Genomic DNA, 13,903 nt, shown 5'->3' on the forward strand with positions numbered 1-13,903 from the left:
AACCTTTCATAAGGAAAACCGCAAGAAGTGAATCTCCTGCGGCCTGACCCTGTTCTTATTAATCGTCATCTATTTCTAATACGGACATAAATGCTTCCTGCGGCACTTCTACTGAGCCAACCATCTTCATGCGTTTTTTACCTTCTTTTTGCTTCTCAAGAAGTTTACGCTTCCGGGAAATGTCACCACCGTAACATTTTGATAATACATTTTTCCTCATCGCCTTAATCGTCGTACGGGCAACAATTTTATTGCCAATGGCTGCTTGGACTGGCACTTCAAATTGCTGGCGCGGAATAAGTTTCTTCAGTTTATCGGCGATGACTTTACCTCGTTCGTAGGCGAAATCGCGGTGAACGATAAACGATAACGCATCAATCGTATCCCCGTTTAATAAGATGTCCATTTTAACAAGGTTAGAAGCGCGATAGCCGATCAATTCATAATCGAATGAGGCATACCCTTTAGTTTGTGACTTCAATGAATCAAAGAAATCATAGACAATTTCGGATAATGGAATGTCATACACGATATTCACACGATTGTCATCTAGGTATTGCATGTCTATAAAACTGCCACGTTTCCGCTGGCAAATCTCCATCACCGGGCCGACGTAATCATTTGGAACCATAATTGTTGCTTTAACATATGGCTCTTGAACGTCTTCAAGGTTCTGGTTGTCAGGCATCATAGAAGGGTTATCGACTTCGATTTCCTCACCATCCGTTAACGTAACCTTATAAATAACACTTGGAGCCGTTGTAATCAGGTCAATTTTGTACTCCCGTTCAATACGTTCTTGGATAATCTCCATATGAAGCATCCCCAAAAATCCGCAACGAAAGCCAAAGCCTAGAGCTTGGGAGGTTTCTGGTTCGAATTGTAGTGAGGAATCATTTAATTCTAAACGTTCAAGTGCATCTCTCAGGTCATTATAGTTATTGGCGTCAACAGGATATAAACCGCAGAACACCATTGGATTCATTTTTTTATAACCAGGGAGAGGGGTTCCAGCCGGTCGATTTGCTAATGTAATCGTATCCCCAACCCGGGAATCGCCAATGTTCTTAATCGATGCAGTTAAATATCCTACATCTCCAACGTGAAGCTCTTTCAATGGAGTTGGTGTTGGCTTAAATACCCCTACTTCATTGACTTCGAATTCTTTTCCAGTTGCCATCATCTTAATTTTATCTCCGACTTTTACTGAGCCTTCACGAACACACGTGTAAGCAACTACCCCACGGTACGTATCATATAATGAATCAAAAATCAGTGCCTTAAGCGGGTCATTTGCAATGCCTTCAGGTGCGGGAATATCTGAAACGATCCGTTCTAAAATCTCATCGATCCCTACCCCTTCCTTCGCAGAGGCTAAGATAGCATCTGAAGCATCAATTCCAATAACGTCTTCAATTTCTTGTTTAACCCTTTCTGTGTCCGCTCCCGGTAAATCAATTTTATTTATAACAGGAATGATTTCCAAGTCATTTTCTAAGGCTAAATAGACGTTCGCTAAGGTTTGTGCCTCGATTCCTTGAGCAGCATCAACGACGAGAATTGCCCCTTCACAGGCTGCAAGGCTGCGGGACACTTCATATGTAAAATCGACATGTCCCGGTGTATCAATTAAGTGAAACGTATAGTCTTGGTCGTCGTCCGCTTTATAATTTAACTGAACAGCGTTAAGCTTAATGGTTATCCCTCGTTCACGTTCAAGGTCCATTGCATCTAAAAACTGTTCTTTCATTTCTCTTTGCGTTAATGCTTGTGTTTTTTCAAGAATACGATCAGCCAATGTTGATTTCCCATGATCAATATGGGCAATAATTGAAAAATTACGCACTCTTTCCTGTCTAGATTGACTTGTCAACTTTATCACTCCTACTAAATTCACACGCAGTCAGCTAGCCTGATTATAGCAATAGGAAAACGAATATTCAATCCATACCAACAGAAAGACTTCCTTTGGAGGAAGATTCGTATTGTATCACAACAGAAAAAGCCGCCCCCACAGGACGGCTCTTCGCCTTATGTTTTAATTAAATCGGACATGATCATGAGAACGAGATCAAACCCCGCACCCACACTTTCCCCCATACCTACCGCCACATCAACAATCAATGGAGACTCTTCCTCTTTCAGTTCAGGGCTACAAGTTTCAACTGACTGGTTACTAGGGGCGGGAGAAGAGACCGAATCTGTTGTTGAATGACTCGTGCCAAACATCGCTCCGCCCGCAAACAATAACAAACCCACGAGTAAAATAGTTAGCCCCTTCATCGCCGTTCCCCCTTGATTACGATTCTGAAGATACCTTTTCCGCCTTCTCCCAGTAGTAGTCGCTAAAAACCTCTGCCATGGCGTCAGCTGTGCGATACGTCTCATCCAAACTGTTATGAATTCCGCCAAACTCAACTAAAACAGCATTATTTGATAGATCCTGGTTGTATTTCCCATCCACTCCGACTCCCTTTTTTGTAAGAACACCCCTGCTTAGGCCAGGGTATTTTTCTTCCATCCTTTTATGAAGTTCGGTCGCTATCTTTAAGTTCTTTTCATAATCAGGATGCTTAGCTCCCACTACGAAAATTGTTCGCGCATAAGTTTCCCCATTGATTTCTTTCGTAGTAACGTCTTCTGACACAGTGTCACGATGAAGGTCAAAAATATATTTAATATCATCATTTGTGGCCATCGCTTCTTTTACAACTTTTCTCGAAGCGTCATATGAACTTATCCCCAGATCCTTTGCACTAGTGGTTATATCTGATTGATCAGCATTTGCACCGACTCCATTTGCTTCCAAAGTCTTTGCAAGCCGTTCGCCAACTTTCGTAATGTTTACTTCATCATGAAACGCATTCGTCTGTTTCGTTCCATCAGGTAAATGAGGTAAAAAGGATTCACGATTATGTGTTGAATAAATAAACACAACATCACGATTCCCAGTATTCTGTTCGTTATCTTCTTTCGGTGGCGGGGCTACCTTCTCGTTATCTTCCGGTTCAACTGCCTCCCTATCTTCTAAAACAACATCAAGAGGCGGCTGTGATTCAACGGGCAAGTTCGTATAATCTGTTCCTTCACCAGCAATAATAATTTCACTATTGTAAGATGATAATCCAGGTATTTCCCTGCCAAGTAAGCTTCGGGGGTCATTTGGCGTCACGCTCGTAAGCATTTGAAAAGATAAATGTGATAAGCTAGGCAGCTCAGCCCCCTCAGGCCGAGCATTAGCGTAAATTTTATTTTCCATTTCAAATAAATAAAGAAAATCGCTTCCTTCAAGTTGGGTAGTAAAATTCTGGATTGTATCAGAATAAAGCCGATAAGTCGATTTAGCACCCGTAAGAATCCCAATGCCGATAAACAATAAAAGCAGCATTGCAGTAGTAATGATCATCCATTTTGACCAGCGCTTTATGTAATTTGGGTGGTTTTTTTTATATTTTTTAATCTGTGACATCGCTCTACCCTCTCCCTGTTTTGAACTCTAGTAAATCTTATGTCAGAGAGAGGAATCATAGAACGAAATCTCTAATTGTTATTAAAATTTAGTATAAGATTGTGCATCACTGTCTTCTATTACAGCATGTAATGCCCCGTTAATCCCTGCTGAAACCAAATGGGCCATATCCTCCACAAATGAATCAACTTCTTTTGGTGTCACCATTAAATTATGTCCAAGCGGTGTCAACACTTCTTTAATGAGCTGCCTTTTCTCAGCATCATCCAATTTTGCAAACATGCCCATGATTGCTTGACCTTGTTCTTCATTCGGGAGATCTTCTTCAGTCAATGTTCTTCTTTTCTCAAAAGGATTCAAGGCCGGAGAAAGCGCGTTAGATGGGCGATCTTTCTCACGCCATTCTCTTCCAAAATGTTTTAACACATAATCAATCGTATCACTTGTTATTGTTACAGCATCCACGACGGTAGGTATACCAATGGAAAAAACAGGCATACCATAAGTCTCTTTGCTGATTTCTTTTCGTTTATTCCCTACACCAGAACCAGGATGGATTCCTGTATCAGTTAATTGGATCGTCGCATTTAAACGGTTGATGGATCTTGAGGCAAGGGCGTCTATTGCAATGACAAAATCAGGATTGGTTTCATGGATGATACCATGGATCATGTCACTCGTTTCAATTCCAGTGATCCCCATTACACCAGGGGTTACAGCTGATACATTGCGGTATCCTTCCGCTACAGCTTCAGGCTGCAGTTCAAACAAATGGCTTGTAACCAACACTTCATCTATTGCAAAAGGACCGATCGCATCGGGGGTAACCCTATGGTTTCCTAGTCCTACGATTAAACAACGATCGGAATCCTTAATGCCATTGTCAGCTAATAGTTTTTTAAGCTGCTTAGATAAACAGGTTGATAATTCATCCTGCATTTTTGTATCCTGTTTACGGATAGCCTGTGATTCAATCGTGATATAGTTACCTGGCTTTTTCCCAATTCTTTCTGCTCCCTCAGGATCAACCTTCACATAAGTTATCTTAATATCATCAAGCTGTTCTTCCGTTACATCAACACCATCGGGACCCGTTTGAGCTGGATCAGCTTCAACATTCATTTCCTGAGCTTCTAACGCTAAATCTGTTCGCACTATAAAGTTTTCATCAATTGCCACTTTCACGACCTCCTTTTATCCCATTTTCCCCTATAAAAATGGATAGTATGCAAATCCTCCATTAGAAATCTATTGAAAACAACCCCGCGCTTTGGTAAAATGTCTCTTGTTCGACATGAACGAGTCTTATGTTTTTACCTAGGAGGTGAAACCATGCCTAATATTAAATCAGCTAAAAAACGCGTACGTGTAAATGATGATGCTCGATCCCTAAATGCAGCATTCAAATCTGATATGCGTACTGCGGTTAAACGTGTTGAAACGCTTGTAAAAAGCAATGATAAAGATGATGCTAAACAAGCCCTTACAACTGCCGTTAAAAAAATTGACAAGGCTGTCCAACGCGGTGCTCTTGACAAAAACAATGGTAACCGTAAAAAATCACGCCTATCTAAAAAAGTGAACGCACTATAGTCGTTACGCGTTTTTTATGACCAACATGCGATCCTTTCATCGGGATCGTTTTTATTTGGAAATCGGGAAGATAACTTAGTATCCCGCCTTCTATTAGAAAAAGCCTTCAGATTTGAAATCTGAAGGCTTTACTTATAATAAGTATTCAAAAAGTTGACGAATAAAAACGTCGACAAAGATATCGTCACATCCTGCGGCAAAACCGACACGGGCCCCTTCCTTATACGTCGCAAGAAGTTCGAGGTGCGAACGTTTTGAGGACGACAGCGTATACCTTTCATACGTGAGGACTGGAAAAACCCGAGCAATGAAGAAATTCGCCATTTATCCTTTGGTGACTATTTGAACATCCTCTTATACAATTTCTTTCTTTTTTATATGAATTAAACGGTAGAGTAACATTTCGAAGGCTAGCTCTTTTTCCATATATCCTTGTTTCATTATATAATCTGTCTCAGCAAGTTGTTGAATGATTTCATTTAGTTCTTCATTTGTAAACGCTTGTTCTCTTTTAAGTGCCATCTTAATAACAAATGGATGTGCTTTGACATAACTTTTCATTTGGTTTTGCGCATACCCTTTTTGCTTCAGTATTTTCACCTGACTGATGATTCTAAATTGAGAGGCTAACAGGGCTATTAAAGCGATAGGTTCTTCGCTCGCTTTCACTAAATCCTTATAGAGTTTAATGGCCCTCCCCAGGTCTTTTTCCATAACTGCATCAACTAATTTAAGTCCAGAGGCCTCTGCACTATGCGAAAGTAAATCTTCTGCGAGTTCACGACTAACTACCCCGCCTTTTTCTACATTTAAAGCTAACTTTTCAATTTCTTTACGCAGCGCCATTAAGTTTGTTCCAATCTCCTGAGCAAAAAGCTCATGCACTGACTCGGGAATTGTAATATGTAAGTCCTTAGCTATTGACTGAATCCACTTGTCCATATCCCATTCACGAATAGGCTGGCAAAGAATCAGTTCCCCTGCCTTTTTTAGTTGCTTAAACACTTTCTTTCGCTCATCAAGCTTCTCATAAGGGGCAATTAAAATTAAAACACTATAATCTGCAGGATGATTGATATACTCAAGAAACGCATCCACATTATGCTCAAAGGGAAGTTTGTCCGGCTTTGCTTTTAAGAAAGTAGGATGGTGGGCAATCACAACCTTTTTCTCACCTAGAAAAGGGAAAATTTCAGCATCTATAACTACATCTTCAACGGGCGTTTCCTCTAAATCATATTGTGATATGTTAAATTCCCGGTCCCCTGGTTTTAACGTCTTTTCAATTATCTTTTGCTTGTGTTCCTGTATTAAATAACTTTCGGTTCCGTATAATAAGTAAATCTGTTCTGCCATATTTTCTATTCCTTTCCAACCTAAAAAAGGGGTACGGCGGCGTCCCCAATTGGGTACATTCGTGTCACTATTTTATGGCTCATTTTCATTTCTGTCAAAAATACGCCGCCGCAACCATCTATATAAACGTCGCATTCATAACCCCGGACGCTATGAATGCAAACGATATTGTTCCCCTCATGTGTATAGTGTGACCTCTTAAGGTTTAATTATCTGTGACAAGTCTTGCTAGATGAGGCAAAGGATTGTTAGAAAAGGAATATTTAATTTCCTTTTCTAACAATGTGGATTTTTAAATTATTTTCGCTTATAATAAAAATGATATAGGAGGGGTAACAATGAACGAATTTAGAAAGGATATACAGTCTAAGACGAATGACGTAATTGATTCTGGACTAGGTTTCGTATTCTCATTTGTTTTCTTTTTCGTCATTTTCTTCATAGGCATATTATTCGAATTTATTGGACGTTAATCCATACTGAAAGCTAAAAGGCTGCCTAAGGCAGTCTTTTTCTGTTTTCTGCATTATACGGCAAGAAGGTGGAAAACGTTCCTGATTGTTTAGCAAAGTGATATTGTACTGCTCCATGAATATCCGTCCTTAAGACAAGTACATCCTTTTGAAGAAGACGTTCAATTACTTCTCCGTGTGGATGGCCGTAACGATTGTCCACTCCTGCGGAAACTAACGCAACGGATGGATTTAAATCTCTAAGCCATGCTTCGGATGTCGATGTATGGCTTCCGTGGTGGCCCACTTTCAGCACATCAGCAGATAAGGATGGATAATGATTAAAAAGTTTTTCTTCTATTTGAGTTGATACGTCTCCGGTAAATAGCCACGTCCTGCCTCCAAGTTGTGTATGAATAACTACTGAATTCTCATTAGTTTCTTTCTCATCATTCCTCGGATGAAGCACTTCGAAGTTGTATCCGCCCATCTTTAGGACATCTCCTTGTTCAACCCTTTTTACATTTTTTTGTTCAATTGTATGGTATGGACTTACATAAATCTCCTCCACATGAAATAAATCAACTAATCGATCAACACTTCCACTATGATCGCTATCCATATGAGAAATAATCAGTGCATCAATTTGTTTAATTCCTCTGGACTTTAAAAAGGGAGCGATAATATGATCAGCAATCCTGTTTTCGTCACCACTAAAGATTGGCGGCCCGGCTGCATCAATAAGGAGCACACCTTTTCTATGAGGTAGCTCGATGACAAATGAATCACCTTGGCCGATGTCTAACATTGTTACAGTACCTTGTTCTGACAAGTAAGGCTTCACCGAAAAACTGGCAAGAATAACAACCGTACTTACCCCAAACAAAAAGGCCACTCTCAGTCGATTTTGCACCCATTTACTCATCATAAAACAAAAAAAGATGAAATAAAGCAGGATCCATTCTAAAGGAAGTTCACCTACAACCCACTGAATATTAAAGGGTCGACTTATAACCATTAGCCAATTTAGAAATTGTTCATGAAGGGAAATAGCAAAACCTGACAGGGGCAAGGTTAATGATGGAAAAAAGAGAGACAGACATACAAGGAGAAACAATAGCGGAATTATAATAAAGGAGAAATAGGGAACAAGCAAAACATTTGCTGCTAAGGAGAGAGGGTTCATTTGATAAAAATAGTGAAGTTGTAAAGGCAATATGACAGTCTGGCTTATAAAGCTGATTATGGCCGAGACCACCCACACATTTTTATGTTTTAACAGGGGATAAGATAGTAGTAAACTAAACGTTACAATAAATGAGAATTGAAATCCCAAGTTGTAGAAGTATGATGGAGAGATTAATAATAGCAGAAAGGCAACGAGAGCGAGGACATCAGTGACAGCTGCTTTTATCTTTAATTGTAAGACCAACAACAGAAACACTGCCATAAAAACGGCTCTTAAAACAGATGGTGCTGCACCTGAAAGAAAACTGTAGGCAGGCAGAATGAATAAAATAAATCCTCTCGCCTGTTCCATTGTCATAAAGCCTGAACGAAATAGCAGCAGGAATACTCCACTCAGGAAAAGCCCGACATGAAGTCCGGAGATCGCTAAAATATGTGATAAGCTAAAGTCCCGAAACCATCCGATTCTCTCTTCTGAAAGAAATTGCGTATCCCCAAATACGAGAGCAGACGCCCACGCAAAAGCTTGAGGGTCCATTGCTTTTTTCACCTTATCTATTATTGTGCTTCTAGCTTTATAAGCCTTATGCAGAAGCGACTGTCCTTTACAGGTGAACTGATCTGGTGATTGTAGTGTCATCTCCCAAAAAATTTGTTGATTATTTAAATAGTGCCGATAATCAAACTGGCCTGGGTTGCGTGCTTGATCAGGTAGAGCAGACTCACCCGTAAAAGTGCATTGTGCCCCATGCTTTAACTGTGATCGGACATGATTAATCTCAGCTGATTCAACATCTTTCTTAAAATAAATAATATTCACTTTTTCATCATTTTGCTGCTGTCTAAGAACTGTTCGTATTGTGCTTCCTGTTTCGGTAATAGGTGAGATTAATTTACCTTCAAGGAGTGTTGGGGAGTTAGCCGAATTAGAAGGGATATGCGGGGTGAAATATATATAGCCAAAAATGATAAAAGCTGAAAGGATGACTATCCATTTGGGCATCTCTCGGAGTTTGATCAACCATATGATTAACACACCAAGCAATAGACAGGTCACCAATCCAGTAGTGTTAGATAATATCCCTCCCCCAGCCATGGCTAATACCGGGAGATGGAGATTTGCTTTCATGTCCGCTGATTTCCATTCACTTGAAAAAGCTGGGTTGCCTTTTCTTTTAAACCTTCTACCTCTTCTTTGTTGTGATCGCCCTGTTCAAGCTTATGTAAGAGGTGATCCACTAGCTGTTCTTTTTCCACTGCGCTCGGATCAGTCACGTTGTCTCCCCTCTCTACTTTGTGAATATTCACTCCAGCTTGTTCTAACAGTTCAATTGCATAGGGATGATTGCGATAATCCTCACTATAATAGACCGCTTTAATCCCAGCCTGGATAATCGCTTTTGTACAATGCAGACAGGGAAAATGAGATACATAAATTTCAGCTTCATCTGTTGCTACACCAAATTTTGCACATTGCAAAAGAGCATTCATTTCGGCATGGATTGTACGAACACAGTGTCCATCAATCACATAACAACCTTCATCGATACAATGGACCCCGCCGGAAACACTTCCATTGTAACCTCCTGCGATCATTCGCTTATCTCTAACGATAACTGCTCCTACAGCTAAACGCTCACATGTACTTCTTGATTTTAGTAAATGACTTTGAGCAATAAAATATTGGTTCCAAGAGATACGCTCCATCATTTCAAGCCTCCCCTACTTGTTTTTTGCTGAATTCAGTTTACCCCTTCATTCGACGTCCAGTCAAACAAATCCATTAGGGAACTTGAATCGTATCGATCATATTTTCCAATGTTTTTTCACCTATTCCCGAGACACCAAGTAAATCTTCCGCTTTTTTAAATAAACCATTCTCTTCACGATGTTTAATAATAGCCTCTGCTTTAGAAGGGCCAATTCCTGGTAATGCTTGCATTTCTTCGAGTGTGGCTTGATTGATTCGAACTTTTCCAGTAGTTTCAGTTGCCGATTCCTCTGACTGAGCTTCACTTTCTGTTGCTAGTGACGTGACTAAAATCACCATTTCATCTTGAATCTTCTGAGCCAAATTAACACTCGTTTGATCAGCCTGTTCCGTCATCCCGCCAGCTAGGTCAATGGCATCATTTACTCTTAAGCCAGCATTTAATTCATAAATGCCTGGCTTCACCACCTCACCCTTCACATCAACAATCATCTTTTGTGTGGAAGCCTCTACATCACCGTTTTCTTTATTTGCAGCTGATTCTGGGCTTTTACTCTCTTGGACGACGGTTTGCTGATCATCTTTTTGTTGGAAAATGATTAGAAATATTAGGATAGGAATAATGAACAACCAACCATACCTTTTCAAGAATAACACTATGCGCTTGTCCCCTTTCATAATTAAAAAGTTGAAGAATAAAGTAAGTAAGGTAAACAAAAAAGGAGGGATTCCAGATGCGTTACGGAATCATTGGTACGGGAAATATGGGGAGTATGCTAGCAAACGCCTTTATTTCAAGTGGAGCGGTCGATGCAAATGATTTAACCATTTACAATCGGACTCGGAAGAAAGCGGAATGGATAAAAAATCAATTCAAAGAAATTACAATCGCAGATTCTGTTGAGGAGGTTGCTAGAGACAATGAAGTGATTTTCATATGTGTTAAACCTCATGATTATAAAGACATTTTAAGTCAATGCTCCCCAACTGCTACCCAGTGCCTCGTGTCTATTACAAGTCCAGTTTCCGTAGATGACCTGGAAAGAGTTACTTCGTGTCAAATAGCAAGAGTGGTCCCATCCATTACGAATCGCGCATTTTCAGGAGTTAGTTTATTTACGTATGGGGAACGGATTTCCAATTTTTATAAAGAGGAACTCCTTTCCATCTTCTCTCATATTTCGACACCTATTGAAATTGAGGAAGAATCAATACGTTCAGCCTCTGATATTGTTTCATGCGGACCCGCTTTTATTAGCTTTTTATTAGAAAATATGATTACAGCCGCTCAAGAAGTAGGGGGAATGTCTAAAGATAAGGCGACACAGTTAACAGAAGAAATGATGATTGGATTAGGTACTTTGTTAGAGAAACGCACGTACACATTGCCGGAATTAATGGAAAAAGTTACAGTTAAAGGTGGTGTTACGGGAGAAGGAATTCGTGCACTCGAGGAAAATGTCGGAGACCTCTTTCAAGAAATGTTCCAGGCAACACACAGAAAGCATAAAGATGATAAGCGTACAATACACTTTTAATACTTTCGACATCTTTTCCAATATTCCTGCAAAAAATAAAAGGAGCATGAAAATTTTTCATGCTCCTTTATAGTTTTTGACAAACAAAGAATAGTCGATCCCCGTCAGAAGCAGGGTTTACCGAAAAGTCAGCACATACTTGTTGAATGGTAAATCCCGCTTTTTTAATTGCCTGTTTTAAAGTACTCAACTCATAGCCTTGCTGGTGATGGTGTTCATCAAAACGACGATATTCATTATGGTGACGAATGAAAAACGTCAAATCATGGACAATGGAATACTCCTTTTCACCTGGATCACAAAACCATACGTAGGAAAGGTCATCATATACTTCCGCAAAGGTTTGACCATATAAGTCAGTAACAATGTGTTCGACGGAATGAACATCAAACAGAAATAAACCATTTGTTTCTAAAGCTTTAAACGCATGGTTAAAAGTGCTATCAAGGGAGATAGGATCTGTAATGTAATTGATCACATCACAATAACTGACGATACAATCAAAGTTGCACAAACCCTGAAGGTTCGTGATATCCTGTGACAACCACTGGATTGATTGATCTTTGTTAGAGGCTATGGAAAGCATTTCTTCTGATAAATCTACACCAGTCATATGCCATCCTTGATTAGATAGACGTGTTGTTATCTCTCCCGTCCCACAACCAAGATCAAGTAATCGTTTAGCTTCTGGGCGATAGGTATTTAGCATATACGTTGTCCATGAGACCCACTGATCGTAAGGCGCATCCTTCATTAATTCATCATAAACTTCCGCCATTTGCTGATAACTCATTTATCCTTCAATGCCCTCAACAGCAACCGTTTCTGCATCACCCCACAGGCGTTCTAGATTATAATAACTACGCTCATCTTTATGGAATATATGGCACACAATGTCATTGAGATCTACAAGAATCCAACGGGCTTTATCAAAACCTTCCATCCTTTTTACTTCAATCCCATTCTCTTCTGCCTGTGCTTTTACTTCTCTAGCAATCGCCTGTACTTGACGCTCATTTGAGCCTTCACAGATCAAAAAGTAATCGGCAATAAGTGAAACGTCAGCCATGTCCAGGATGACAATGTCATTCGCTCGTTTCTCATCACAAGCTCTAGCTGTTAATGTAACTAACTCTTTACTCTCCATCATTTTCCTCCCTTAGATTTTCTATATTTGTTAATAAATCATTATATGCATGGATAGTGTCAGGGTAAACGGATCTGCTTTTATTAGTTAAAAATTGTATGGTATTCGACAATGCTTGCAAACAAGCTGCGTCTAAATTTGTTTCGGCTGTCTTTCTAACTTCCTCAACACCCGGAAAGCCTCTACCCGGCTCAATGTAATCAGCTAAAAACACAATTTTATCCATAGTGCTCATGTTTTTCTTGCCTGAGGTATGAGAGGCTATGGCAGACTGGATAGCTGAATCCTGTAACCCAATTTCTTGCTCCAGCATAATTGCCCCTACAGGCCCATGCCAAATTTCATGATGATGATGCAGCAAATCCTTCGATAAGCGGCGATCAGCTATAATCCAGCGCTTCATATCTTCTTTAGACTTATACTTTGCATAATCGTGCAAAATAGCAGCAATTTCTGTTTTTTTTGGATTTGAACCAAATCGGCTAGCTAGAATAAGTGCGGTATCAGCCACTCGAACCGTATGTTCATATCTCGTCTTAGTGAGATGTGGCTGCACAAATTCGAGAAGTTCGTCACGGCTTAGTTGCATATAGCCCATTCTCCTTTATATAGTTATGGACGGTATCTGGAAGGAGATATCTTACAGTTAGGTTTTTTCTTAGTCGATCACGAATCAACGATGAAGAAATATCTATTCTAGGAAGTTCAATCATCACAACACCCTCAGCCTTCTGCCCTTCAAAACCCTGTCTTTGGACACCGGCAAAAGTGACAAGTGACCTCAGTTCTTCAATCTTATACCATTCTGATAAATTGTTTACCATGTCGCCACCGATAATAAAGTAAAATCGGTGATCAGGATATCTGATTTTCAGATCTTTCATCGTATCGACTGTGTAAGAGGTGCCCTGCCGCTTTAATTCAAGATCACAACTATGAAACTGATCATTTCCTTTTACTGCCTCTGTAACCATTTTCATCCGTTCATGAGCGGGTACCGTTGCATCTTTTTTATGTGGAGGAAGATGTGAAGGAATAAACCAAACTTCATCTAAATCCAGTGCTTCACACACGTGATCAGCCATGATCAAATGACCTTGATGAGGCGGATCAAACGTCCCACCAAGAATTCCAACCCGTTTCATGAAAGCTCTCCTTTATGGTAAATCAATTTGTTTATTATTTTTAGACTCTTTATATAAAATGATCGTATTTCCAATTAGCTGAACAAGATCAGCCTCTGTATGGTGAACGATTTCATCTGCTACTATAGAGTTATCTTCAAAGCAGTTTTGTAAAATACTTACCTTAATCAATTCCCTCTTTTCAAGTGCTTCAGAAATCTGTGTTGTCATATTTTCGTTGACACCAGCTTTTCCCACTTGAAAAATAGGTTGGATCAGGTGAGATTGACCTCGTAAATATTTCTTCTGTTTACTTGTTAACATA

At 39.8% G+C, this 13,903-nt stretch carries 16 protein-coding genes; 3 read left to right on the forward strand and 13 right to left on the reverse strand.

What is annotated here, in order from left to right; genetic code table 11:
• Positions 1-58: 58 nt before the first annotated feature.
• From lepA to gpr, 4 genes are all read right to left on the reverse strand, one after another.
• Positions 59-1,873: a translation elongation factor 4 gene (gene lepA / locus MUO14_RS02005; protein ID WP_244753404.1), complete on the reverse strand. Its 1,815-nt coding sequence runs from the start codon at positions 1,871-1,873 to the stop codon at positions 59-61.
• Between the two features lie 158 nt (positions 1,874-2,031).
• On the reverse strand, positions 2,032-2,283 hold the full coding sequence (locus MUO14_RS02010; protein WP_244753405.1) for a hypothetical protein: 252 nt from the start codon (positions 2,281-2,283) through the stop codon (positions 2,032-2,034).
• A 16-nt stretch (positions 2,284-2,299) separates the two neighbouring features.
• Entirely contained in the window at positions 2,300-3,469 is a 1,170-nt protein-coding gene (gene spoIIP / locus MUO14_RS02015; protein ID WP_244753406.1) for a stage II sporulation protein P, read from the reverse strand.
• Between the two features lie 81 nt (positions 3,470-3,550).
• A complete protein-coding gene (gene gpr / locus MUO14_RS02020; protein ID WP_255822152.1) occupies positions 3,551-4,648 on the reverse strand; it encodes a GPR endopeptidase in 1,098 nt (365 codons plus the stop codon).
• Between the two features lie 153 nt (positions 4,649-4,801).
• On the opposite strand from gpr, the gene rpsT reads away from it, so the two are divergent.
• Positions 4,802-5,062 carry a 30S ribosomal protein S20 gene (rpsT, locus tag MUO14_RS02025; RefSeq protein ID WP_244753407.1) on the forward strand — a complete coding sequence of 87 codons (261 nt, stop codon included), beginning with the start codon at positions 4,802-4,804 and terminating at the stop codon, positions 5,060-5,062.
• 354 nt (positions 5,063-5,416) lie between these two features.
• Here rpsT and holA read toward each other — a convergent pair whose 3' ends face one another.
• Positions 5,417-6,418 carry a DNA polymerase III subunit delta gene (holA, locus tag MUO14_RS02030; RefSeq protein ID WP_244753408.1) on the reverse strand — a complete coding sequence of 334 codons (1,002 nt, stop codon included), beginning with the start codon at positions 6,416-6,418 and terminating at the stop codon, positions 5,417-5,419.
• 338 nt (positions 6,419-6,756) lie between these two features.
• Here holA and MUO14_RS02035 point away from each other — a divergent pair, with 338 nt between their 5' ends.
• Positions 6,757-6,891: a YqzM family protein gene (locus MUO14_RS02035; protein WP_244753409.1), complete on the forward strand. Its 135-nt coding sequence runs from the start codon at positions 6,757-6,759 to the stop codon at positions 6,889-6,891.
• A gap of 25 nt (positions 6,892-6,916) precedes the next feature.
• On the opposite strand, the gene MUO14_RS02040 is transcribed toward MUO14_RS02035, so the two are convergent.
• The 3 genes from MUO14_RS02040 to MUO14_RS02050 all read right to left on the reverse strand — a co-directional run bounded on the left by MUO14_RS02040 (position 6,917) and on the right by MUO14_RS02050 (position 10,426).
• Positions 6,917-9,187: a DNA internalization-related competence protein ComEC/Rec2 gene (locus tag MUO14_RS02040; protein ID WP_244753410.1), complete on the reverse strand. Its 2,271-nt coding sequence runs from the start codon at positions 9,185-9,187 to the stop codon at positions 6,917-6,919.
• Positions 9,184-9,765: a ComE operon protein 2 gene (locus MUO14_RS02045; RefSeq protein ID WP_244755445.1), complete on the reverse strand. Its 582-nt coding sequence runs from the start codon at positions 9,763-9,765 to the stop codon at positions 9,184-9,186. The genes MUO14_RS02040 and MUO14_RS02045 overlap by 4 nt, the downstream gene beginning before the upstream one ends.
• A 76-nt stretch (positions 9,766-9,841) precedes the next feature.
• Positions 9,842-10,426, reverse strand: coding sequence for a helix-hairpin-helix domain-containing protein (locus MUO14_RS02050; protein ID WP_244753411.1), 585 nt, complete (start codon positions 10,424-10,426; stop codon positions 9,842-9,844).
• A 77-nt stretch (positions 10,427-10,503) separates the two neighbouring features.
• Between MUO14_RS02050 and comER the strand changes: the two genes are divergently transcribed.
• Positions 10,504-11,307, forward strand: a complete 804-nt coding sequence (comER, locus tag MUO14_RS02055; protein ID WP_244753412.1) for a late competence protein ComER — start codon at positions 10,504-10,506, stop codon at positions 11,305-11,307.
• Between the two features lie 67 nt (positions 11,308-11,374).
• On the opposite strand, the gene MUO14_RS02060 is transcribed toward comER, so the two are convergent.
• Genes MUO14_RS02060 through yhbY form a run of 5 tightly spaced genes read right to left on the reverse strand, consistent with a single transcriptional unit; the run spans position 11,375 to position 13,902 of the window.
• On the reverse strand, positions 11,375-12,085 hold the full coding sequence (locus MUO14_RS02060) for a class I SAM-dependent methyltransferase (protein WP_244753413.1): 711 nt from the start codon (positions 12,083-12,085) through the stop codon (positions 11,375-11,377).
• Between the two features lie 15 nt (positions 12,086-12,100).
• On the reverse strand, positions 12,101-12,454 hold the full coding sequence (gene rsfS / locus MUO14_RS02065) for a ribosome silencing factor (RefSeq protein WP_244753414.1): 354 nt from the start codon (positions 12,452-12,454) through the stop codon (positions 12,101-12,103).
• Positions 12,444-13,043, reverse strand: coding sequence for a bis(5'-nucleosyl)-tetraphosphatase (symmetrical) YqeK (gene yqeK, locus MUO14_RS02070; RefSeq protein ID WP_244753415.1), 600 nt, complete (start codon positions 13,041-13,043; stop codon positions 12,444-12,446). Before yqeK ends, rsfS begins: the two co-directional genes overlap by 11 nt.
• A complete protein-coding gene (locus MUO14_RS02075; RefSeq protein WP_244753416.1) occupies positions 13,027-13,599 on the reverse strand; it encodes a nicotinate-nucleotide adenylyltransferase in 573 nt (190 codons plus the stop codon). The genes yqeK and MUO14_RS02075 overlap by 17 nt, the downstream gene beginning before the upstream one ends.
• A gap of 12 nt (positions 13,600-13,611) precedes the next feature.
• Complete coding sequence (yhbY, locus tag MUO14_RS02080; protein WP_244753417.1) at positions 13,612-13,902, reverse strand: ribosome assembly RNA-binding protein YhbY; 291 nt, start codon at positions 13,900-13,902, stop codon at positions 13,612-13,614.
• Position 13,903 lies beyond the last annotated feature (1 nt).

This window comes from Halobacillus shinanisalinarum (assembly GCF_022919835.1).
Taxonomy (GTDB): domain Bacteria; phylum Bacillota; class Bacilli; order Bacillales; family Halobacillaceae; genus Halobacillus_A; species Halobacillus_A shinanisalinarum.